This window comes from Pauljensenia sp. UMB9872, assembly GCF_030212665.1.
Taxonomy (GTDB): Bacteria; Actinomycetota; Actinomycetes; order Actinomycetales; family Actinomycetaceae; genus Pauljensenia; species Pauljensenia turicensis_B.
Genome location: NZ_JASOER010000012.1, coordinates 53,177 through 77,270 on the forward strand (window position 1 = coordinate 53,177; position 24,094 = coordinate 77,270).

Genomic DNA, 24,094 nt, shown 5'->3' on the forward strand with positions numbered 1-24,094 from the left:
TCCTTTGTCTTTCGTCTGGTCAGTTTTGAGCCGGCTGAGAAGCAATGGCCTCGGCAGCAAGTTCAGCTGCACGTCGCGCGGCATCGTCCATGGTCTCAACCATGTGGACCAACGGATGGTTCGCTGCATGGAGGATCGCTCGACCTTCGGCGACCTTATTTCCATCTAGGCGAACCACCAGAGGCTTCGTCGCAGAGTCGCCAAGAACTTCGAGAGCTCCGATGATGCCTTCCGCGACCTTGTCACACGCGGTAATGCCACCGAAGACGTTGACGAAGACAGAGCGAACCTGCTCGTCGCCGAGGATGATGTCGAGACCCTTTGCCATCACTTCAGCCGAAGCACCGCCACCGATATCGAGGAAGTTTGCCGGTTTCACACCAAGATCTTCACCGGCCATCGCAACGACATCGAGGGTCGACATGACCAGACCAGCACCGTTACCGATGATGCCAACTTCACCTTCGAGGCGCACGTAGTTCAGTCCGGCTTCCTTCGCCAGTGCCTCGCGAGGATCTTGGGTTGCTCGGTCGACGAGTTCTTCGTGTTCCGGATGGCGGAAGCGGGCGTTGTCGTCCAGGCTGACCTTGCCGTCGACTGCCCACACGGTACCGTCGGTGGCAGTGACAAGAGGATTGACCTCGACAAGGGTTGCGTCCTCATCGCGGTAGGTTTCCCAAAGCAGGACGAGGACCGGAATGAGGGGATCCTGGCGTTCAGCGGGGAATCCCGCTTGCGTCAAAATCTGCCGTGCCACTTGATCGTTGATTCCGATGACGGGGTTCAGAGGCACACGGGCTAGGGCTTCGGGGCGTTCCTTCGCCAAGGTTTCAATGTCCATACCGCCTTCGCGGGAGCACATTGCAAGGTAGCGACGGTTCGATCGATCAAGGAGGATCGAGAAGTAGTATTCCTCGGCGATGTCGGCACCCGATGCGATCAGCAGGGTTTTGACGATATGCCCCTTGATATTAAGTCCAAGAATTGCCTCTGCTTTTTCAGCGGCTTCTGTGGCAGTGTGAGCAAGTTTGACGCCACCTGCCTTTCCGCGACCACCGGTTTTCACCTGCGCTTTGACGACGAGAAGCTCGGCGCCGTCTGAGAGCAGACGAGTTGCCGCTGTGCGTGCCTCTTCGACAGTCGTTGCGGTAAGCCCGGGCAGTACGGGAACGCCGTGCTTTCGGAACATGTCACGTGCTTGGTATTCATACAGGTCCACGGGTGGACTCCTTTGTCATCTGTGGCTTGTCATTGAACAGACTAACGACCATTTAGGCCGTTCGTCCTAAGAACGCCAATTTATGTTCGATTCAGATTTTTTCTAGGGGTGCAACTCGAAGAAGCAGGCGCTTCTCCGCTTCGCTGAATTTGACCCGAGCAACCGTTGTTTTCCCCTGACCTTCGAGGCCAACAACAGTTCCCTCCCCCAGACTCGCGTGTTTAACCCTATCGCCAACCTTCAAGTCAAGGAGCGGTCGGTGCGTACTGCGTGACGTTTGTTGCGCACCCATGCGTATGGTTTTCCCGGTTCGAATACCTGTGACTCGAGAGGCAGTTTCTGCTTTACCGGAGCCAAAAACCGGCCCGTCATTATCCAAGGCACGACCGGTGCGCGAAGAGTAGGAGCCCGATCCCCATCCGCTCCCCCAGGAGCTTTCGCGCGAGCGCAGTCGTTCGCTTGCAGTTGAGGATCGGCGAATATCGCATAGCTCCGGCGGAATATCTGCGAGGAACTGGGACGGCAACATCTCTTGCGGGCTACCCCAAGCTGAGCGAATAGAGGCTCGAGTCAAATACAGTCGCTCACGCGCACGCGTAATTGCCACGTAGGCAAGGCGACGCTCTTCTGCAAGCTCAGACTCATCCCCAAGCGATCTCTGATGCGGAAAGGTGCCATCTTCCATGCCGGTAACAAACACGATGGGGAATTCCAGCCCCTTCGCTGTATGCACCGTCATCAGCGTGACCTGCCCACTTCGCTGGTCTTCAGATGGAACTTGATCCGAATCTGCAACGAGTGCGACTCGCTCAAGGAAGTCGACCAAAGTACCGCGCGGGTTCACTTGCGCGAAATCAATCGCTACTGAATGCAATTCTGCAAGGTTTTCCACGCGCGAAGCGTCCTGAGGATCCTCCGACTTTCGTAGCGTAGCGAGGTATCCCGTCTTATCCAGGATCTCCTCGAGGATATCGGCAGTCGATACACCCTTTTCACTTGCTTGCCGAGCAGATTCGATAAGGCCCCAGAACGCCGCAATCGACTTTCGCGCTCGCGACGAAAGGCCAAGAACCTCGCGTTGTTCACCACTGGGGTGCAACTGTCGGTTGGGCGGATTTTCAATCGACGAGGCCGAGTTTGCATCTTGAGCATCCGGCTGATTGTGCTCGAATGTACGTACCTCTACGTCTGTCCATGCGCTGAGCGCATTTTCTACGATGGCCCCCGGCGTTTCAGGCTCGACAGGGGAAGGCTCGCTTGTTTGTGTCCCTAGATCTCTGGCGTTCGACGGGAAAGGTTCACCCGAAGGGGAAGCAGAAGATGTAGCAACATCGACGGGCGATGTCGCATCGCTTTGACTGACCGTCGGGTATTGCCATTCAATACCTTCACTTTCACCCGGTGGGCATCCTTCACTTTCCCAGACGTCTCGGACAGCTTGGCCGAAGGAAATACCGTATCGAGAAGCATGGACTGCGATAGCGTCTTCAGCTTTTGCGCCGATCCCACGACGCGGAACGTTGATAATTCTGCGGACGGCAACGCTGTCATCAGGATTGGAGATCGCTTGCAGGTAGGCCAGCGCATCTTTGATTTCTTTGCGCTCGTAGAATCGTGTTCCGCCGACCACACGGTAGGGAATTCCTTGACGCACAAGGAGTTCTTCAATGGCACGTGACTGGGCATTCGTACGGTAAAAGACCGCAACATCACCATATGAAGCACCCTGATCAGCCAAGCGATCAACTTCAGACACGACAAAACGTGCTTCATCATGTTCAGAATCAGCTGCGTCAAGAGTGATGAGCGCACCATCACCTGAAGCTGTCCACAGGTTTTTTGGTCGACGCCCTTGGTTGCGCGCGATCACCGCATTCGCAGCAGAGAGAATATTCTGCGTCGAGCGATAATTCTGCTCCAGAAGAATCGTACGAGCACCCGGAAAATCACGCTCAAACTGCTCAATGTTGCGGATTGTCGCACCGCGGAAGGCATAAATCGACTGGTCTGAGTCACCAACCACGGTGAGCTCACCGGGTTCTACCCCGTCATCGCCATCGCCGACAAGTAGGCGAACCAGGACATACTGCGCATGGTTCGTGTCCTGATACTCATCCACCAGAATGTGGCGGAAGCGCCGATGATACTGTTGAGCAATCAGTGGCTTGTCTTTCAGCAACTGCACCGTCGACATGATTAGATCGTCAAAGTCCAGCGCATTCGATTCGCGCATTCTCTTTGAGTATTCGCGATAGGTGTTTGCGACGATCTTTGAAATTGGGTCGTTTGCGCAGGTTTCCTCGTATTTGGTGGGAGTAATCAGTTCATTTTTTAGATCTGAAATCTTGGCCGCGACCATCTTGGGAGAGTATCGCTTCACGTCGACATCCATCGATTTCAGGATCATTTGAATAAGTCGCTGAGCATCCTGCGCGTCATAAATGGTGAACGACGAAGTCAAACCGGCGGCCTCGTGCTCACGTCGCAGGATTCGCACGCAGGCCGAATGGAACGTCGAAACCCACATATACTCCGCGCCACGACCGACCAGCCCGCCAACCCTTTCACGCATTTCTGCGGCGGCTTTGTTGGTGAAGGTGATCGCAAGAATCTGCCCTTGTGTGGCTCGCCCTGTAGCAAGAAGGTAGGCAATTCGGTGAGTAAGCACGCGCGTTTTCCCAGATCCCGCGCCCGCCATAATCAGTAGAGGTCCGCCGTCGTGGACGACAGCTTCGCGTTGCTGATCGTTGAGTCCTCTAATGAGTTCGTCCGGTTCAGAAAAACGAGGCCGGGACTGCCAGTCTGAAGGTTCTTCACTTCCATTGCCCGAATAGCCGAACGCAGATTCCGAGTTGGTCTTGTTCGCCTGAGAAGCGAAGTATTCAGATTCATCCAAAACGGGCACAACATCCTCACCTGGAACGGATCCGCCGGGGAAGTCATACACCGGCGACTCAGGCCCAGGTTCTGGCACACCGCCCCATTCTGAGAATGAAGCGGAGCCAAGATCGGGAAGAGAAGTGAAATCAGTCATCGCTCTCCTAGCCTAAAACAGACCATGTAGAAACCAATCTGCAAAACGTCCGACAGGTGTTCATCCTGAGAAGTAGCCGGGACTTCGGGTGAACAAGCGCGACCATGACAGCGTGCAATCACGCCCGCAACAGCGAACAAGCATGACCCCACGGTGAACAAGCGCACTACCTTTCGCGTGAACAAGCACGGTAAAAACGCAGGTCACACACGTTTGCTTCTACGAAGACGCTGAACAAGCGCGGTAAAAACACCGGTCACGGCACCTCGGTACAAGCGCACCCGCAACCGCGCCCGCTAGACCCCACCAGTTCTACTTCTTGCGATACAGCGACTTGGTTGCGTAGACGGGCTCGTTCGTAACCTGAACGCCAAGCGAACGGAAGATGCCTTCATCCACTGAGCCGAGAATCGTCGAAGTATGAACGTCGCACCCCTTCAGCTCGCCCAAGCATTCAAGAGCTCGCCGAGCGTTGCCATCAGTGGAAGCAGAGACGGCCAGCGCGATCAGGACCTCGTCGGTGTGCAGACGCGGGTTCGCGGAACCCAAGTGCTGAGTCTTCAGAGTCTGGATCGGCGTGATCGCGTCGGGCGACAGCAGGTCCACCTCAGAATCGATACCCGCCAGGATCTTCAGAGCGTTCAGCAACATGGCCGATGAACAGCCAAGCAGAGCCGACGTCTTACCCGTGACGATCTGAGAGTCAGCCAGTTCAATCGCGGCAGCCGGAGCGCCAGTTGATTTAGCGAGCGCAAGCGTCGGCGGGACAACTGAGCGATTGCTGGGCGTGATCGACAGCTTTGACATCAACAGAGCGATGCGTTCCGATTGAACCGGCTCAGACAGTTCCTTCTTTTCGGTCACCAGCGCCTTGTAGTAGCGACGGATCACTTCCTGCTTGGACGCTTCGCGGCACGCGTCGTCGTCGCAGATCGACTTGCCCGCCATATTGACACCCATGTCGGTCGGGCTCTGATATGGGGATTCGCCCAGAATCTGCGTGAACAAGCGCTGTAGCACGGGGAAGATTTCAACGTCGCGGTTGTAGTTAACGGTCTTTTCGCCGTGGGCTTCCAGATGGAAGGGGTCGATCATGTTGACGTCGTCGAGGTCAGCGGTTGCTGCCTCGTAGGCGATGTTGACCGGGTGGTCCAGAGGCAGGTTCCAGATCGGGAACGTCTCCCACTTCGCGTAGCCGGAGCGAATGCCACGCTTGTGGTCGTGGTAGAGCTGGGACAGGCAGGTTGCCATCTTGCCGGAGCCTGGGCCGGGGGCGGTGACGACGATCAGGTCGTGGGTGGTCTCGATGTATTCATTTGCGCCGTAGCCTTCGTCCGAGACGATGCGCGCAACGTCGTTCGGATAGCCGGGGATCGGGAAGTGGCGGTAAACGGTAATACCGAGGCGCTCGAACTTCTGCTTCACGGCCTGCGCTTCGCGATTATCGTCAGTCCACTGAGTAATAACAACCGAGCCGACGTACAGTCCGTAGTCGCGGAATTCGTCGATGTGGCGCAGGACCTCGTCGTCGTAGGTGGTGCCGAGGTCCGCGCGCACCTTACGACGCTGGAAGTCTTTGGCATTCACGGCGACGATGATTTCGACGTCGTCAGCAAGTTCCTTCAGCATGACGACCTTGTTGTCCGGGGTGAAGCCGGGCAACACGCGGGATGCGTGCATATCGTCGATGAGTTTGCCACCGAACTCCAAGTAGAGCTTTCCGCCGAAGTCAGCGCGCCTTTGGGCGATGTGCTGAGACTGGAGTCGCAGGTAGGTGTCGCGGTCAAATCCGATACGGTGCATGGTCTCCCCTATTGAAAGCTCTGAACGCCAAAGCAATATTCGTAACGAATGGAGATTACCGCGTCGGCCGGCTCAGGGGGCGCCTCTTCGGCCGCCTTTCGCGCCTCAGGGTCGAAATGCGTTCGGGTTCACAGCAGACTTTCGGCTTCGCGATTTTTATTCACGAGGCTGACCTCACACGATGTGACGTTGCATTGCCCAGCGGGTCAGTTCGTGACGGTTCGACAGCTGGAGTTTGCGCAACACAGCCGATACGTGTGTTTCTACTGTTTTCACGGAGATGAAGAGCTCGGAAGCTACTTCCTTGTACGTGTAACCGCGGGCAATCAGACGCATGACTTCCTGTTCTCGAGCGGAGAGAAGATCGAGTTCGTCGTCACCGATGGCAACCTGCCCAGTGCCGAATGCGTCGAGCACGAAGCCGGCAAGGCGAGGGCTGAACGCCGCGTCTCCGGCAGCGATGCGACAGATAGCTTCAACGAGTTCGGGGGTAGAAATCGACTTGGTGACATACCCGCGAGCGCCACTTCGGATGACCTGAACGACATCTTCGGGCGCGTCTGAGACAGAGAGGGCTAGGAAGCGTAGGCCTTCAATATCTTGGCATCGAGCGGAAACCTCTGCTCCACCGCCACCGTGACCTCCGGGCAGGTGAACGTCGAGCAGGGCGACATCGGGGCGAAGTTCATGGCATGCTGCGATCGCTCCATCAACGTCCGCTGCTTCGCCGACGATTTCGAGGTCTGCGCCGGAGTTTTCAAGTTCTGCGCGAACACCAGCGCGAACCATTGCGTGGTCGTCAATCACGATGAGTCGAATTGTCATGAGTCTATTCTCTTCGCTTTTCTTCACCCGCGTGGTTGCGGATAAGTGTTTCTTGTTATTGAACGGCTACCTAATCTCTTGGGAGGCTGAGTTCCACTTCTGTTCCGCTCTGAAGCATTCGGATTCTGGCTTTTCCTCCTACGCGTTCCATACGACCGATGATTGAGTCACGAACGCCGTGCCGATCGCTCGAAATTGAAGCCAGATCAAATCCTGAACCGGAGTCTTTGATGAACGCTTCGATAACGTGCGGTCGAACTTCAACATATACAGAGACGGGAGGTTCGCCGTGCCTGACGGCATTCGTTACAGCTTCTCCGATTGCGGCGATCATCGCTAGCTCACCGGGACCCGGGACGGTATCTCCGACCGCAACAACATCAACGGGGATACCGTGACGGCTTTCCACCTGTTCGACGGTGTCGCGGATTGCTTGCGACAATGACACATTTGCCTGCGTACGACCGGTGTAGAGCCAGGATCGTAGCTCTCGTTCTTCTGCAAGCGCTAGTGCTCGCACGCGAGCGGGGTCGGAAGCGGCCGAACGAATCAGTGTAAGTGTTTGAAGAACCGAGTCATGCAAGTGCGCTGCGATGTCGGCGCGCTCGGCCTCGCGAACTTCTCGTTCACGGCTTACTGAAAGGTCTTTCGACGTGCGTAACCAAAGTGGAAGTAACGCGAACAGCACGCCGGCGACCACGACCGCACCGATCAGGCCTCCGCGAAGCAAGATGATTGTCGGGTCTCCGCGTCCGGCAAGGAAGAGCACGCCAGTGAAGAGGAGCCCGATTCCCGCGCCGACGATTGCCAGAAATTTGGATGATCGCCACTGCTGAATATGTGCCCCTTGGCTCCACACCAGTCCCAAGCCGGCGATGATCAAACCTGCCGATGCTACGTCGAGCAGACGGGCGACATTCGTCCACGCAAACAGTGCTGCAACGAGGGCCACAAGCAGAATCAGCACTCCAGCAAGCAGGAGCTGTCCCCTACTTGCATCGTGCGGATTGCCCTGTTTTTTCGTTGCTAGGTTGGCTCCAATCGGAGCGCCCACAACACGGATACGTTGCCCATCGTCTTCGGGGACCATTGCCCACAACCAGACGTAAAGGATCACGCCCGTTCCACCGAAGAGTCCAGCAAGGACCATCAGCACGCGAATAAGCGTGACTGGCACTCCGAGGTGAACAGATAGGCCGGAGCAAACCCCAGCGATGCGTGCGCTCGGCATATCTGCTGATATTTCGCGCGCACGTTTCAGCGGAGCACGGTAGGTAGAAGGCATGGGAGGACGCCAGCCACCGACAGTATTGGCCATGCCGGGCTGAACGGGTATATACCCTTTGTTTTCGCCTTCATTCACACGACCTATCTTCACATCTTTCGAGCAGCGACCGCGACTTTGAGGGGTTGAATCAGGGACAGTTAAGGGATATCCCCACTGTCGTCGTTTCAGCGAAGCGACCACACTGTTGAGCATGGACATGAATTCTTCGCACCCGTACGGCCAGGCCTCGACCGGGGGGGGCTACCCTTCCGGCGGCGGCTTCAACCCGAACGACGCAAATGCGTCGAATGCTGCTTTCAACGGCAACGCTCAATACCCAGGTGGGCCAGGTTTCAGTGGACCAGGTTTCACTCCGAATAATGGAGCGTTCCCACCTGGCCAGGGTGGATACAACACAGGCGGCGGATTCTTCGCCTCCATCCGACGTTCCGGATGGTACCGCCCATCAGTGAGGACCATTGGTGGCGTGTGCGCAGCGATCTCCGCCCGAACCGGTTGGGACTTAGCGCTTGTCCGCGGGCTCAGCATTGTGGCAATGCTGATCTTCCCGCCACTGTTGGCAGCCTACGGTCTTGGGTGGGGTCTCCTTCCCGATCAGATGACTGGACGAATCCACGCTCAAGAACTCGTAAATGGTCGATTCGAATCAGGACAGGCGGGCGCAATCCTGTTCATCCTGATGGGAAGCACCTCAGCTTTCCCGTTCTCAGTCCTGATCGAAGAATCACCCCTCGTCCCGCTCAGCACACTGCTTGTCTTAGTGGCGATCATCGTCATCGCCGTTATTCTGGTCCGCCACGACCGCCAGTCAGCAACCCCGACATTTCTAGGAAATCCGCCAATGAACATGGATCCGAATAGTCAGTCTGGGCACTCCTCTTCAGCTTTCGCTTCACCCCCCATGAACGAGGCCGGTCAGCCCAATTCAGACACAATGAACGTTTCGGGGACCGGCGCAAAATACTCCGCCCCCCATCCGGGCACGATGCCAACTCCTGCTTGGGCGGCCTCGTCCCCAAATCCCACGCAGCCAGCAACCCCCCCATACACCGGAGGTTTTTCGCAGGCTCCAAACGGCGCGTATCAAAACCACGCCGGGACACCATACCAGCCGGCATATCCGAATGCTCCTATGACTTCGGCACCCTTTCAGGCTCCCAACACGCCGACGAACAATAGAGTGAACAACTGGATTCCACCACTGGCTCCGTTTGTCCGTAGCGTCGGACGCCGGACAAACTTGGTCGTCACCGGTCTTATTCTTCTGGCAATGGCGACGACATTTGGACTCATGTACTACTACATGGACAATGGCTCCGCCGAGATGCTGATTTTCGGCACGAAGATCGGTCTGATCGGCGGTGGCATCTGCATGCTCATCGCAGGGCTTGCCCTCGCGATCGCTGCGATGGGTGGGAGGAAGGCAGACTGGCTTGTCGCACTGTCAATAATCGGGGCGTTCTTGTCCTTGCCGACTGTCTTGTTCGGCATCGCAATGGACTCCGAATACACCGCACATTCTGCTTCCTTCGATTATTCGACCGAAAGCGATTGGACCGAATCGACGGTCTATTCTTCCAGAGGGAGGGCGTTGCTTGACCTCTCGCAGGCTCCCGCAGGAACATCCAAAGAAATCATCATTGACCCTAGCGTGACCGACCTAGAGATTTTTGCGCGCACCGATCAACCGGTCCGCATCATCTGCGAAATGGGAATTGAAGAGGTCGAGTATTCTTTCGATGACACTCACCCGTCAAAGAACAGGACGTGGGTGAATGCCCTGCGTGGATGCAACGGTTCAGTTGACGCAGATAATCCGGTATCGGTTCAATCTCCGACGTTCAGCAACGCTGACGGGATCACAGTTCGCATCACTTCATGGATGTGGAGCTTCAACTACCAGGAAGACTCGTACGACAATGCTCCTGCTCCTTCTTCAACGCCCGAAACCGGCGAGGGCCAGTCTGGTTCGACTGGCCAGTCGGGAGCGCTTGATCGGGGACAATCAGGTTCTTCCTCCTCGCAGTCCGGGGCTAGCACGCCTGGCGCATCCACTTCTTCCACTACTTCAGGAGCCGATGTTTCCCCCGTATCGTGGGATCTCTCGGCTGACTCAACGCTAAGGAGCGCAGCATGACCACCCCTCATATGCCTGACGAAGCAACGACCGAGTTCAACGTAGCCGACGAGACAACCACCATGCCCACCTCCGAGGAGCAACCCGCTAAGGTTTGGACCGCAGCAGACGCCACAGCAAATGCTTCAGAACCCGTCGTGGAAGTTTCGACGAAACCTCGGGTAGGGCAGCTCATCTGGGCGCTGATCGTTATTGCCATCGGAGTTTTCCTGATTATTCTGCCGTTCTTGAACATCGTGCAGTTGCCGTTTGTTTTCATCGGCCTGATTGCAGCGCTCGGCCTAGTGCTGATCATTTCCGCGTTCTTCGTCGGCAAGTCGAAAGATCGTTAGCCCGCTTTTTCGGTCGCGCGCAGTGCATCTTTGACCGCGCTTGTTCACCATCGCGCTTGTTCACCGTCTATCGCACACAACCGCGCTTGTTCACCGTCTTCGTAGAAGCAACCGTGTGTGACCGGCGTTTTTACTGTGCTTGTTCACGCGAAAGGTAGCGCGCTTATTCAGCATGGGGCTTCGCTTGTTCGCCATCGGGCGCACAACATAAAGAAGGTGCCTCGGGAACAACCCCGAGGCACCTTCATCTATGCCAGACCGACACTCAACGATCAGTCACGCACACGCCTACGCGCAGCAAACCCAGCCACACCAGTAGCGAGGAAGAGAGCCGAAAGCTCTGCAAGCAAAACCGCATCAGAACCCGTTGAAGAAAGCTTCTTCACCGAGGCTTTCTTCACAGACTGAGAATCACCAACAGGCTTATCGGCATTCGACTGATCCGGAACAGGCACAACATCCGCAGGAAGAACCTCGAACTTAATGGCACGCTCACCCGCCTTGCTCACCATCTTCACAGTGTGCTCGCCAACTTCAAAGCCAGCCGGAACCTTCCAATCAGCCTGAGCAGTCCCCTTCTCGTCGTCATACTTGATATCGCCTTCAGGGATTACAACTGGCTCCGAGTGAACAGTGAGCTCAATACGCTCACCCTTCTTCAGACCCTTCACAAGAATCGACAGAGTATCTCCAACCTTCACCTGAGCAGCACCCAACTCAAGAGTCGGAACATCCGTCTGACCAGGATCACCACCAGGGTTCGGAGTCGGAGCCTGCTGGTGTAGAACAACGCGAAGCGGAGCCGTTACTGCTTCACCTTGCGAGTTGGTTGCAACCGCACGATAGAGATGCGACTGGACCTCCTTCGATGCCGTCAGGCTCAGCTTTTCAGTCGTTTCTCCTTCGATTGGAGTCCACGAATCCTCATCACCGCTGACCTCACGTGATTGCCACGCAATCGTCGGAGCGGGCATACCTGAAGCCGTCGTGGACAGGACGACGGTTTCGCCCTCGTTCACTGTGACTTTCTGCCACGCGCCATCGTCAGCCGGTTCAAGAACCGAGCCGTTCAAGCTAGCGGACAGCGGGGTGAGGGCCGGCTTTTCGACGATATTGATCGTGAGTGGCTCAGAGTACGCTGTCTCGACGCTGTTCGTTGCAGCAACTCGCACCTTCAAACCGTGGTGGTTCGCGCCGATCTCAAACGAGTAGCCCTGCTGAGTCTGACCTTCCACATCGTTCCATGTCTGACCATCAGCCGAAGTCTGCCACTGAAGCGTAGGGGCGGGGAAGCCGCTTGTTTCAGCAGTGAATGTCAGGATCGATCCGGGAACAGCGTTCAGCTGGTCACCCGAAACGCTGAAGCCTTCTTCAGGGTCAGCAACTGCGCGAATAACCGCGGTGGGAGCAGTCTTCTGCCTGTAGACCTCAACCTCAGCAAGGTTGAGTTCCGTCCACCGTGCTGGCAACATCACGCGAATGTAGCGAGCCTGGTAGCCATCGAAATTCAGGCCGGTCGGGAAACCAGCCTTCTCTTCGACCTTGAAGTACTTGAGTTCTCCTGCTTCACCCTTCTTCTCAATTTCTTCGCTGGATAGCTTGTCGTCAAGCTTGTCCTTCGAGGCAATAACGTAGAAGCCCTTCAGGCGCTCCGCACACGACTGTTCTCCGTTGCACTTATCGTCAGCAGAACGGTTGTAGATGTTAACCAGTCCGACCGGAACTGTTTGCTCAAGGTCAACCTCCCACCAGGGATCATTCTGCGTATCCGTTTCGCTAACCGAACCGTTATCCCACTTTCCATCCGTGTTGCCGTCGACAGCTCGGGATGCTGGGCTGTTCCAGCCGCTGTCAGAAGACTGGCGTGCAGGCCTCTTGAGGGCCAGGTTCAACGAGGGATCGAGAACCGTCAGGGTTGCGATGTCAGACTCGGCTGTTCCAGCTTCGTTGGTGGCAACGACATAGAAATCTGCTTCATTGTCATCCTTTGTTGTGACGAAGGTGTACGAGGAATTCGTTGCACCCTCAATCCGTATGTCCTCGCCGTCGGCACCAATGCGGTACCACTGGTAGGTCGGAGCTGGGCGACCCGAGGCGCCGGCAGCGAAAGTGACGGATTCACCTTCGACGACCTGTGCGTCGCTCGGTTGAGACGTGAAGGTCGGAGCAACCGAGGTAGCGTGATCCTTGTATGCTGCCACCTTGATCGATTCAACCTTGACCTTGAGAGGATCGGTGTAATAGCTCGGTTTCGCCAGCTGGATGCGAAGGCGAGAGACCTCATTCGGGTTCATCGTGTACCCGGAGATGGGACGGGTCTTCAGGTCAATTCCTTTGAACAGGTGAGTGACGCCGTTGAAGCTCACGTTGTATTCAACGTCGTCTTGGAAACCCGACGATTGGGTGAGATCAAATTCGACATCGCCGTACTTTTCGCCAGAGCGATCAACGATGTAGGCGTCCAGGATGGCCGTCTTGTACGAGGTGCCAACGGTGCGTTCGACAATATCGCGCTTCGGGATGGTGCCACCTCCGTGGTCGAGGTTCACGGTCTGAGTGGGGACGTAGCGTGCTTCACCGTCAAGGGCAACCTTGATGACAGGACGGTACTTGTCAGGAGATTCTCCGGACATCGTCACTGTCAGGTCAAGGCCGTTGCGAGCAAATTGAACGGGGGTTCCCTTGCCATCAACCGTGACTGAGGTGACCTTGTTTGCCAGTCCAGGAACGGTGATTGATTCTCCGGACTTCCACTGGTTCGGGAAGATGTACAGGTCTGAACCATTCACTGTCAGAAGAGCGTTAGACGGTGCGGGGATCCATGTTGCACTTGCTCCGTCGATGGCGTGCGGGTGGTCAGTGTGCCATGTTCCTAGTTCCTTCAGAACATATTCGTCGTATTCGGGGAAGGAACCGTCACCCATCGGACCGACGTTGAAGGCGAAGTTTCCGCCGTTGGCTACGACACCGACGAGGTTCGAGATGGTCTCGCTAATTACTCTGTTAGCTGTACCCGCTGCGCGATTTGCTCGGCGGTCTGAACAGTAGGACCAGCATTGGGGGAAGATGGATCGGATGGATTCCCACGGACCGATGCTGAAGGATGAGTGGACCGCGTTGTCGCCACCAACGTTGAAGTCACCTTTGTTGTTCCACACGCGAGAGTTCACGACCGTTGTGTTCGGCTGCAGTTCATGGACCTTGTCGGCCATCTTCTGAGATTGTTCCGCGGTCGGGCCACCCATATCGAACCAGAACTCGGCGATTGGACCGTAGTTGGTGAGTAGCTCGGTGATCTGGTCGAGGTTGTATTGAAGGTGTTCTTCAGTGATGGGGTTGAGGTTGGAGTAGGGCTCGGGATCATGCTTCTCCCAGTCGATGATGGAGAAGTAGAAGGCGAGCTTCATGTCGATCTTGCCGCATTCGTCAGCGAGCTGTTTCATCGGGTCTTTCCCGAATGCTGTCTGCTTGACGACGTTGTAGTCGGTCGTCTTGGTGTCCCACATGGCAAAACCGTCATGGTGCTTCGAAGTCACCATGACGTACTTCATGCCGGCGTTCTTTGCGGTCTGGCAGATCTTCGCAGCATCCCATTTGTCTGCGGTCATCTTCTTGGCTTCTTTGAGGTATTCCTCACGAGGAATGTTCATCCAAGCCTTGATTTGTTCTGGGTAGCCGATGGACTGAACTTGTCCCTTGTAGCTTCCTCCGAACATTGAGTAGACACCCCAGTGCATGAAGAGACCAAATTGCAGTTTCTGCCATGCAGCGATGCGTTCATTCGTGGACTTTTCCACGGCTGCGGGCGCACCAAGGATATCTCCAACGTTTTCCTGCGATGTTTGCACCGAGGCAAATGCTGGCGACAGTGCGCCCCCCCCCTATGAGCAACGCGGTAGCAGCCAAGCTACTCACGATCCGTCGTCGTAACATACGGCGGTTCTCCTTTCGAGTGTGTTGATGGGACAGACATCGTTGTCTTTTCCTCTTCGTTGAGGTTTCCCATTAGGCAATAGTAATGCCTAAATAGAAGCGATTTCTTTCATTTGATGATCGAAGTATTAAAACTCGATAGTTTTTCGACGGCGCGATTAATCCTTAGTCCAAAAGGTCCTAGGTAAAGTAGTTTCTAGGAAAACTAAAAATATCCTTATGCCTTTTCCTATTGCCGAGGCCGCGCTCCCCAAAAACCACCGCGCTTGTTCACGGCGCGGGCTGTATAAGCCGGGTGGGTAAGTGAAGAAGGCGTGCCTTGCCATAGGCAGACGAAAGGTGGGAAGCGGACGAGCTTCCCACCTTTCGCGGTGTTGATTGAGTTGAGCTTACAAAGGCTCAGGCTCCGGTCACATCATCGGGAGTTGAATCCGCGTAGCGTGCGAGTTCTTCTTCGACGATGGCTTCGTCGAGCTTGGTGAAGACGGGCGTCGGCTTCGCGATCGGCGTGCCCACCGTGATGAGGTGGCGTTCCCACGTTGGAGCTGAGGTGTAGTCACCCGTAATAATCGGGTATCCGTTGCGACCGTCGAATGCTTCGGGCAGAACCTGCGGGTCGAGTTCTTCGACTTCTTCGATGCGTGGCATCGGAGCGATGTTGCCCGTGCCACCCATGACGCGGTCAATGTCGTTCGCTGCGTGAGGAAGGAACGGCGAGAGCATCAGGTTAAGATCAGCGACAGCTTGGGCGAGGGTATGTAGAACCGTTGCAAGGCGTTCACGCTGTTCGGGTGCCTTGAGCTTGAAGGGCTCGGTGTCGGTGACGTACTTGTTGGCTTCGCCGACCAGTCGCATCGCTTCAGAGAGTGCGGCCTTCTGACGGTGGTGACGGATCAGGTCACCGACGGTTTCGAAGCCCTTGTTGATTTCGTCCAATAGCGCACGGTCGATATCTTCAAGCTCACCGGGAGCAGGAATTTCGCCGAACTTCTTGGCGATCATCGATGCCGTTCGGTTGACTAGGTTGCCCCAGCCGGCGACGAGTTCGCCGTTGGTGCGGCGCACGAATTCTGCCCATGTGAAGTCGGAGTCGGAGGTTTCCGGGCCTGCTGCGCTGATGAAGTAACGCAGGGCATCTGCCTGGTAGCGAGCCAGGAAGTCACGGACGTAGATGACGATGCCGTGGGAGGAAGAGAATTTCTTGCCTTCCATGGTGAGGAATTCGCTGGACACAACCTCGGTCGGCATGTTGAGGACGCCGAGCGTTCCGGGCTTTCCACCCTTGGTGCCCTGACCGTTGTAGCCGAGCATTTCGGCAGGCCAAATCTGGGAGTGGAAGACGATGTTGTCCTTGCCCATGAAGTAGTAGGACAGGGCCTCGGGATCATTCCACCACTGACGCCACGCTTCGGGGTCGCCGGTGCGACGTGCCCACTCGATTGATGCTGAGAGGTAGCCGATGACGGCGTCGAACCAGACGTAGAGGCGCTTGGTCGGCTGGTCTTCCCACCCGGGAACTGGGATGCCCCAGTCGATGTCGCGCGTCATGGCACGCGGGCGGATGTCTTCGAGGAAGTTCTTGGAGAACTTGATGACGTTCGGACGCCAGGTACCGGACTGTTCGCGGTCGTCGAGCCATGCGGACAGGGCTTCGGCGAGTGCAGGTAGGTCGAGGAAGTAGTGGGTGGATTCAACGAACTTGGGGGTCTCGCCGTTGATGCGCGAGTGCGGATCAATCAGGTCGGTGGGATCCAGCTGGTTACCGCAGGCGTCACATTGGTCGCCACGGGCGCCTTCAGTGCCACAGATCGGGCAGGTGCCTTCGATGTAGCGGTCGGGCAACGTGCGTCCGGTTGAGGGCGAAATTGCTGCGCGAGTGACCTGTTCGATCATGTATCCGTTGTCGCGGACAGTGCGGAACATTTCTTGGACGACTGCGTAGTGGTTGCCGGCGGTCGTGCGAGTGAAGAGGTCGTAGGACAGGCCAAGCGCGACGAGGTCTTCGACAATGAGTCGGTTGTTGCGGTCGGCAAGTTCGCGAGCGGTCACGCCTTCGCCGTCTGCTGCGACGAGGATCGGAGTACCGTGTTCGTCGGTTCCGGACACCATCAATACGTCGTGTCCTGCCATTCGCATGTATCGCGAAAAGACGTCGGAGGGCACGCCGAATCCGGCAACGTGTCCAATGTGGCGGGGACCGTTGGCGTAAGGCCAAGCTACTGCAGACAAAATACGGCTCATGGTTTAAGGATAGTGCCCCGTCGGGTATATTCCGAACTCGCGTCTCCCCGTTCCCCCACCGCGCTTGTTCACCAAACCACCCTCCCCACCACCGCGCTTGTTCACCAAACCACCCTCCCCACCACCGCGCTTGTTCACCATGTCAGTGGGCACAGATGACCCGAATTCACTGATGTATTTCTTCAACAAGCGCGATCAAAGGGCTTAATCACGGGGCTGCGGGCTTCTTGTTTCCACAAGCGTTTGACGAAAAAGCTTGAACAAGCGCGACCAAAACGGTGAACAAGCGCAGTCGAAACGGTGAACAAGCGCAGTAGAGTTGATGGCAACCTACGTAAGAGGAGCTCAGATGAAACGCGCACTCATCATCGTCGATGTCCAGCCCACTTTCTGTGAAGGCGGGGCTCTACCCGTTGAAGGAGGAAATGCGTGTGCGGAGCGTATCCGCACGTATGTGGATGCTCATCGCCAAGCGTACGACTTTATTGCAACGACGCAGGATTGGCATATTGATCCGGGGGCTCATTTCTCTGCGACCCCGGATTATGTGGACACGTGGCCACCGCATGGCGTGGCCGGTAGTGCCGAAGCTGAGTTGCATCCTGCCATTTGGGACCTCGACGTTGACGCACACGTGAAGAAGGGCCAGTTTGCGGCTGCCTACTCTGGGTTCGAAGGGGTGGACGAGGCCGGGACTTTGCTCGGCGATTTACTGGATGGGGCCGGAGTGAGTGAGGTTGATGTCATCGGTTTGGCGCAGTCTCATTGCGTGTGCGACACCGCGTTGGATGCGAAGAAGGCCGGTTTTACCGTGCGAGTGCTCTCCGATCTGACGGAGCCGGTATCACCGGAAACTGGGGCTGTTGCGTCAAAAAAGTTGGCAGACGCTGGGATCCTGGAGGTTCCTTCAAGCGAGATTGGCTAAGAGGGGCCTGGGTCCCTGTCAAGACGCGGGGGCGGTGCTACTGGCACGTAGCACCGCCCCCCCATTTCAGGTCATCTGCTCACATATCAGTGTTCTTTGTAAGCGAGAGCAGCTTTATAGAGTTCGTTTTTCCGCAAGCCTGTTGCTGAAGCGACTTCGGCTGCCGCGTCTTTGAGTCGCATTCCTTCCGAAGCTAACTCAAGCACTGTTTTCACATGGTCTTCAGCGCTCTTCTTACCTTTGAAACCGGCGATAACAATCGTGATTTCGCCGAGCACTTCCCCCTCTGTCTGGGTAATCAGGTCCGATAAGGAGCCTCGTAAAACTTCTTCATATTTCTTTGTCAGTTCTCGACACACGACTGCTTGGCGCTCCCCACCGAAAGCGTTGGCCATACGTTGCAGGGTGGTGTGAACGCGTTTGGCTGATTCAAAGAAAATGAGTGTGTGCGGGTCGTCTGCAAGCGCTTCGAGGTAGGCGATTGCTTCACCGTCTTTACGGGGCAGGAAGCCCTCGAAGCTGAACCGGTCAGAAGGCAGGCCTGAAACAGCAAGCGCAGTAACAGGGGCTGACGGACCAGGCAATGCAGAGACGTGAACACCACGTTCGACCGCTGCTCGCACCACGCGGAACCCGGGGTCTGAAACGGTTGGCATTCCGGCGTCAGAGACCAGCAGGACCCGCGCTCCTCCTTCGGCAAGGTCGACGAGGCCCTCTGCCCGGTCGCCTTCATTGTGATCGTGCAAGCTGAGAACTTTACCGTTTACTCGAACGTTCAAACGGCTAGCCAGAGCGAGCATACGCCGGGTGTCTTCCGCTGCGACAACCTCAGCTTCTTGCAGGGCCCTAATAAACCGGGGTGAAGCGTCGTCCACATCACCGATCGGGGTTGCTGCAAGCAGGATGGACGCAGGGCGTTGTACAGGTTCACGTTGTTCTGGCACGATCTCATCGTCTCATCGAGCTGGGAGGCAGTACAAGCCATGCCCGGCCTCGTCCGTTGAATTCACGAAACCCACATGGCTCGCGTTCGGGCGAACCGCAACCGACCGCCCGGCCTCGTCATCCTTGCGCGCAACGAGCCCACACGATCAGACGAGTAGCGGCGAAGAAGATGCCGGCGAAAATCGCGATCATGCCACCAACCGAAAGGTTGAACGCCACACCGCACGCGAAACCGATTACTCCGATTCCCAGCCCCGCGAGCGGAGCGGCAACCATGAAGTGTGGCCATGACTTCACCAGCGGGGCAAGTCCCGCCGCGGGAGCAGCGAAAAGCGCAATCGACAATACAGTGCCGACAGCAGGAATCAACAGGACGATTGCACCGATGACCATTGCGATACTCAGGCTCTCAAGAAGACGCGTGTTCATCCCGCGCGTCAATGAATCAATGGGGTCGTAGCTCTTAAAGACCAGGTCTTTCCCCCACACGGCAACGATGATGAGCACCACCACTAGACCCGCGCCGGCCGACGCAACATCCCAGGAGTTAACCGTCAGAATCGAGCCGGTCAGAAACGACTGGATTTGAATCGGCAACGGCGAAAACCAGCGGTACAGGAAGTAGCCCATCGCGAACCCAAAGGTCAGCACAATGCCGGCGCTTGCCTGCGATGAGATCCCCGGAATTCCACCGATGAACCGCATCAGCCCACCCAGGGGAAGACAGAAAAGGAAGGCGCCAACAAACAGGGCAAGCGACATCTGCTCATGACTCGCCCCAAGCGTGGCGGCGATGACTACGCCCAGAATGCCTCCTGGGAATGTTCCGTGCGTGACTGACTCGGCAAAGAAGATTTTCCGGTCAAGGAAGGCGAAAGCGCCGACCAGCCCGGCGAGTAAACACACGGCAACGAGCTCCATAAAAGGAAGGAGAAGAACATCCAGATGAGAAATCAACAGCGCACCTTTCCCCTTCGTTTCCCGATCGCAGCGATACCGACAGCGATGAAGAACAGTGCAACAAGGACAAGGACGACACCCGCTTGCGGAGAGATGGGGCGCGGGCTGGGGGTCAGGAGAAGTTGCATGCCTAGCCAGCTGGCAAGAAGGCTCACGCTCACTCCAATAATGCTCGCTTGTCGTACTGTTCGCCCAAGCAGACGCCCTGTCGCCCCTGGAACGATCAAGAACGCGATGACAAGAAGCACGCCGATTGCCGACGATGCTGCGACAACGACCGCGGCAATACACGCGTTCAGCGCGTAATCGATGCCTCTGACGTTGATGCGTGATGCCAGCGCTCCCTGCCGGTCAAACGCAACGTAGAGGTGTTCCTTCCACGTTAGCGCAAGCATGATTCCTGTCAGGATAAAGACGACCAGCGACTGAGCAAGCCCAGAGTCGGTCGTTTCCAACAAGCGCCCGAACATGAGGGCTTCCAGTTGTCCTGACATATCACCGACTTTGAGGGAAATCGTCATGCCGAGTGCGAAGAAGGCAGTCAGAATGACCGCTGTTGCACCTTCATGCGCTGATTCGTTGTCGCTTTCTCGCCTGGAAGACTGGCTTACCACTAGTGCAATGACAACTGCGATACCAGCACATCCGGCACCAATAATGATGGCGTCGCTCCCGCCAACGATGAACCCGACGACGATTCCGGGGAACACTGAGTGCACCATGACTTCAGCGTTAAATTCGGCTTTTCGTAGGTTCACTAGCGTACCGACGAGGCCGGCCACAATTGATAGAAGGACAAGAAATATAAAGGGCCGGAATAGGAAGGGATAGGCTGCAAGACCCCTGAGCCCCACGATTGATTCGGAGAGCGCTCGCAGGTGTTCAACAAGCGTTGCAACACCATCGGACAGCGTGTTCATGCGACTTCTCCGCGCTGCTTGTGAGAGTCGTCACAGGTCGCAAGTTCACACGCCTCAGTTTCAAGGCTTTCGGATCCGTATGCCTGTTTCATGAGCTTTGGGGTGAGGACTTCGCGGACGGGACCGAAGGCGATCTGGCGCCCAGCGACAAGGATTGCTTGGTCGCAGACGTCATAGGCTAATGAGAGATCGTGTGTTGAAACGACGACGCTTGTCCCATCATTTTTTGCGCGTCGAATGATTCCGAGTAGGGCATCACGATTGGGCTGGTCCAAACCGTTGAAGGGTTCGTCCAGCAGAATCAGTTTCGGTTGGGCGATAAGTGCGCGCGCTACGAGTACACGCTGGCGTTGCCCGCCTGATAGTTCACCGAAACGGTCCTTGGCTCGGCTTTGAAGACCAACATTTGTCAGAGTGCTGGCGACTTTTTCTCGGTGGGCTTTCCTGGGGAAACGGGCAAGTCCGATCTGTTTGTAGAGACCCATCATGACGACTTGTTCAACAGTGATGGGGAATGTCAGGTCGAGGTCAGCCGATTGAGGGACGTATCCGATGCTGTCGGGAATGCCGTCAATGTGTCCTTCGAGAATAGGAACGCTTCGGGCTAGGGCTTTGAGTAGCGTCGTTTTTCCGGAGCCGTTTGGGCCGACTAGGGCGAGCGCCTCACCGGGGTTCATGCGCCCTTGAACCCCGGTGAGGACGACGCGCGTCCCGTAGCCAACTCCAGCGCCCTGAAAGGTGATGCCGTTCGTGGTCACGGGTATTGCCTACTTCAAGTTCTCTGGAAGCTCGGCCAGCGTGCCATCCCAAGCAGTGACGATGGTCGTGACGTTGTGGATGATTGAGCCGATGTAGGTTTCTCCGGGGGATCCTGCAGGGCCCAAGGAATCGCCGTATAGGGCGTCGTCGCCAATGACGGCTTTCACACCGGCTAGTTCAGCGATCTTCTCGATTGACTTTGAATTGTTCGAGTTTTCAGCGAAGAGCGCTTTTGCTCCAGAGTCAATGACGGTTTGGGCAGCTTCCTGAATGTGCTCAGCGGTCGCGTCCTGCTGTTCATTGAAGTCAGATAGGGCCGCGCCGATGAAGTCGATCCCGTAGTCTTTGGAGAAGTAGCCGAACGCGTCATGTGACGAGAAGAGAATGCGCGAGTCTGCCGGAACGCTATTGATCGAGTCTTGGACCCACTGGTCAAGGTTGCGCAGTTTGTCGGCGTAGACGCTGACACTTTCTTCAATTCCTGCGGCGGAGTCGGGGGCTACTTCTTTGAGGAATTCACCAATGTTGGCAACTTGAACAGCTGCGTTCTTGGGGCTTGTCCACACGTGGGGGTCGTAGATAAATTCAGGTTCCGTTTCGCCTTCTGCTGGTGGGAAGGGCCACTTGCGCACCTCGACCTTTTGGGTACCTCGTTCGACCGTGTAGGGCAACGAATCGTCTGCGGTGATGGCTTGCGGGTCGGTTACTTCTTTGCTGGTCAGAATGCCACTGGTGACGCCCATCGTTCCTTTGAAGCCGGATGCCTCAATCGCACGATCGAGGAAATGCTCGAGGTCAACTCCGGATACAAGGAGCACGTCAGCTTTGGCAAGTGCTGTCGCTTGCGAGGGAGTGAGCTCATGTTCGTGAGCTGATGCGTTGGGGGCAAGAAGGCAAGTGAGTTCGAGTCGCGTTTGGTTGTTGGCATCTTCACTACCAATTGTGGTCTTTTGTCCGTCTGCGCCTGTTTTCTCGAGGACGAGGCCTGCCGTCGCTGGCGCGCCGGCAGCGATCTGCGTGACGTAGTCACAGATTTGGGTTGTGGTGGCAACGATGCCGACTGTTCCATGCTCCGTTCCGCTATTCGCGCTGGCGTTGGATGCGTCGTGGTTGGCGCAACCGGCAAGAGCCAGACCGAGCACACTGGTAAGTGCCACTCCTTGGAAAATACGGGTATTTGAGCGATGCATTGATTAAGACTCCATTTTCATGTATAGTTTCGGGCACCCGAAACTATACATGAGAATGCCTACAAATTGCAACACCCTAAATATAGTTAGGTCATCCTATTGTGCTTTATTACGGAAAACCATGTGGGGGGTGGGGCATTCGCCCCCACACACACACAACAGAGAACTATTTGTCAGCGAAGAGGCGCGAGAGCGTCAGTGCGCGCGACCATTGCCGCAACCATGCCCTGAACCTCGTTGTCATGGTGTGCGCCCGGCTTGAATTCCGACTTGTTTTCAAAGTCGGTAATGAGCGAAAGCGAAACCTGCTGAGCGACCATCGCAGCTTCGAAGTTCGCCAGAATCTGGCGCAGGTGTTCAACCTGACGGACGCCACCGCTGAAGGAGTAGCCGACGAAGCCGACACCCTTATTCGCGAGAGCCTTGGGCTCAAGGAAGTCAATAGCGTTCTTCAGAGCGCCAGGAATTGAGTGGTTATACTCCGGCGAAACAAAGATAAGCGCATCGTAAGACGAAACGGTTTCATTAAACTTTGCGCCGGCAGGATCCCGCGGGACGGCCATTGCGGGCGGCATCGGCTCAGCAAAAAGGGGCAGACTGAAGGAAGCAATGTCAATAACCTCAGCTTCGACACCTTCAACAGCGTTTGCTTTGTCGGCAACCCACTGAGCAACAGATGCACCAACGCGGTTCGGACGGACGGTGCCAAGAATAACGCCAAGACGGGTCATGATAAACTCCTTAAATTCTGCTTGAATTCTCAACTACTATATATTTATTTCACTCTTCAATCGACGTTAGTTGATGTACGTTCAGACACAGCAAGAACCCCCTGGAGCCCTAATTGATTCAATGCGCCTACGAATTAATGACAGATGGGCAGATGCGGCAGCCAAGACCAACGAACGTACGCATTGAGTGAGCCAACATCCAAGGGACGGTCATAGATAAAAGGTGGGCTAGAGTCTCCTCTAGCCCACCTCTAACGTTGGATCATTCGCCGATCTTGTCATCAGCAGCATCGCGAGCTGCGTCGATCTTGTCATCGAACTTGCCACCGGTAGCCTTCTTGGCCGCGTCTGCAACCTTATCCAGGAGGCCGTCGGTGTTTTCTTCGCTCATCATGCCCTTGGCAGCGTCGGTGGCCTGGTCTTTGAGTTCTTCGGCCTTGCCCTTGAGATCGTCGAGGTTCATGGTTTTCTCCTTACATTGAGAACGATGTTATGTTCAGTCTATGGGAGCCTTGAAGGTTACGCACTATATAACGAGGATTCACTGCTGACAGCGAGCCACAATACGAGAGATGCTAGAGGATAACACACCACTGTGGCGCGAGCTCGATTGCAGAAGAGGAGCATCAACAGTGCTCTCAGATGGGCACGCACGTCACTGAGTACCTAGGGAAGTGCCCGTGGGTGAGCATGTTGAAAGAGCGGTGTTGTCAACCGTTTTCGCGTTTTGCGCATAGCAGTAAACCCCTTGGAGTGGTGCTCCAAGGGGGTTTACTTGAGTTGAATTGCGGCGGTGTCCTACTCTCCCACACTCTGTCGGGTGCAGTACCATTGGCGTTTGTGGGCTTAGCT

Annotated in this window: 17 protein-coding genes; 3 read left to right on the top strand and 14 right to left on the bottom strand. The window is 56.1% G+C overall.

The window, feature by feature from the left end:
* Positions 1–19 precede the first annotated feature (19 nt).
* The 5 genes from sucC to QP109_RS06110 all read right to left on the bottom strand — a co-directional run bounded on the left by sucC (position 20) and on the right by QP109_RS06110 (position 8,112).
* Positions 20–1,219: an ADP-forming succinate--CoA ligase subunit beta gene (gene sucC / locus QP109_RS06090; protein ID WP_285023987.1), complete on the bottom strand. Its 1,200-nt coding sequence runs from the start codon at positions 1,217–1,219 to the stop codon at positions 20–22.
* Between the two features lie 91 nt (positions 1,220–1,310).
* Complete coding sequence (locus QP109_RS06095; RefSeq protein WP_285023988.1) at positions 1,311–4,253, bottom strand: UvrD-helicase domain-containing protein; 2,943 nt, start codon at positions 4,251–4,253, stop codon at positions 1,311–1,313.
* 312 nt (positions 4,254–4,565) lie between these two features.
* Complete coding sequence (locus QP109_RS06100; protein WP_285023989.1) at positions 4,566–6,056, bottom strand: DUF1846 domain-containing protein; 1,491 nt, start codon at positions 6,054–6,056, stop codon at positions 4,566–4,568.
* A 174-nt stretch (positions 6,057–6,230) separates the two neighbouring features.
* Positions 6,231–6,881 (bottom strand): LuxR C-terminal-related transcriptional regulator, encoded by a 651-nt coding sequence (locus tag QP109_RS06105; RefSeq protein WP_195225615.1) that lies wholly within the window; start codon positions 6,879–6,881, stop codon positions 6,231–6,233.
* 70 nt (positions 6,882–6,951) lie between these two features.
* Positions 6,952–8,112 (bottom strand): ATP-binding protein, encoded by a 1,161-nt coding sequence (locus tag QP109_RS06110; RefSeq protein ID WP_285024001.1) that lies wholly within the window; start codon positions 8,110–8,112, stop codon positions 6,952–6,954.
* Between the two features lie 247 nt (positions 8,113–8,359).
* Between QP109_RS06110 and QP109_RS06115 the strand changes: the two genes are divergently transcribed.
* Positions 8,360–10,306, top strand: coding sequence for a PspC domain-containing protein (locus tag QP109_RS06115; protein WP_285023990.1), 1,947 nt, complete (start codon positions 8,360–8,362; stop codon positions 10,304–10,306).
* Entirely contained in the window at positions 10,303–10,638 is a 336-nt protein-coding gene (locus QP109_RS06120) for a hypothetical protein (protein ID WP_101627675.1), read from the top strand. The genes QP109_RS06115 and QP109_RS06120 overlap by 4 nt, the downstream gene beginning before the upstream one ends.
* Before the next feature lie 272 nt (positions 10,639–10,910).
* On the opposite strand, the gene QP109_RS06125 is transcribed toward QP109_RS06120, so the two are convergent.
* Both QP109_RS06125 and metG read right to left on the bottom strand, forming a co-directional pair.
* Complete coding sequence (locus tag QP109_RS06125) at positions 10,911–14,486, bottom strand: alpha-L-fucosidase (protein WP_285023991.1); 3,576 nt, start codon at positions 14,484–14,486, stop codon at positions 10,911–10,913.
* 484 nt (positions 14,487–14,970) lie between these two features.
* Positions 14,971–16,812 carry a methionine--tRNA ligase gene (metG, locus tag QP109_RS06130; protein WP_285023992.1) on the bottom strand — a complete coding sequence of 614 codons (1,842 nt, stop codon included), beginning with the start codon at positions 16,810–16,812 and terminating at the stop codon, positions 14,971–14,973.
* A 349-nt stretch (positions 16,813–17,161) separates the two neighbouring features.
* Between metG and QP109_RS06135 the strand changes: the two genes are divergently transcribed.
* Positions 17,162–17,737, top strand: coding sequence for an isochorismatase family protein (locus tag QP109_RS06135; protein ID WP_285023993.1), 576 nt, complete (start codon positions 17,162–17,164; stop codon positions 17,735–17,737).
* Between the two features lie 86 nt (positions 17,738–17,823).
* Here QP109_RS06135 and rsmI read toward each other — a convergent pair whose 3' ends face one another.
* The 7 genes from rsmI to QP109_RS06170 form a co-directional block, all read right to left on the bottom strand.
* Positions 17,824–18,681, bottom strand: a complete 858-nt coding sequence (gene rsmI / locus QP109_RS06140; RefSeq protein WP_285023994.1) for a 16S rRNA (cytidine(1402)-2'-O)-methyltransferase — start codon at positions 18,679–18,681, stop codon at positions 17,824–17,826.
* Positions 18,682–18,799: 118 nt separating this feature from the next.
* Positions 18,800–19,639, bottom strand: a complete 840-nt coding sequence (locus QP109_RS06145) for a metal ABC transporter permease (protein ID WP_285023995.1) — start codon at positions 19,637–19,639, stop codon at positions 18,800–18,802.
* Positions 19,636–20,562 carry a metal ABC transporter permease gene (locus QP109_RS06150; RefSeq protein WP_285023996.1) on the bottom strand — a complete coding sequence of 309 codons (927 nt, stop codon included), beginning with the start codon at positions 20,560–20,562 and terminating at the stop codon, positions 19,636–19,638. The genes QP109_RS06145 and QP109_RS06150 overlap by 4 nt, the downstream gene beginning before the upstream one ends.
* Positions 20,559–21,320, bottom strand: a complete 762-nt coding sequence (locus QP109_RS06155; RefSeq protein ID WP_285023997.1) for a metal ABC transporter ATP-binding protein — start codon at positions 21,318–21,320, stop codon at positions 20,559–20,561. Before QP109_RS06155 ends, QP109_RS06150 begins: the two co-directional genes overlap by 4 nt.
* A 9-nt stretch (positions 21,321–21,329) precedes the next feature.
* Entirely contained in the window at positions 21,330–22,511 is a 1,182-nt protein-coding gene (locus QP109_RS06160; protein WP_285023998.1) for a metal ABC transporter substrate-binding protein, read from the bottom strand.
* A gap of 173 nt (positions 22,512–22,684) precedes the next feature.
* Positions 22,685–23,242, bottom strand: coding sequence for an NADPH-dependent FMN reductase (locus QP109_RS06165; protein ID WP_101627683.1), 558 nt, complete (start codon positions 23,240–23,242; stop codon positions 22,685–22,687).
* A gap of 262 nt (positions 23,243–23,504) precedes the next feature.
* A complete protein-coding gene (locus QP109_RS06170; RefSeq protein ID WP_101627684.1) occupies positions 23,505–23,705 on the bottom strand; it encodes an Rv0909 family putative TA system antitoxin in 201 nt (66 codons plus the stop codon).
* Positions 23,706–24,094 lie beyond the last annotated feature (389 nt).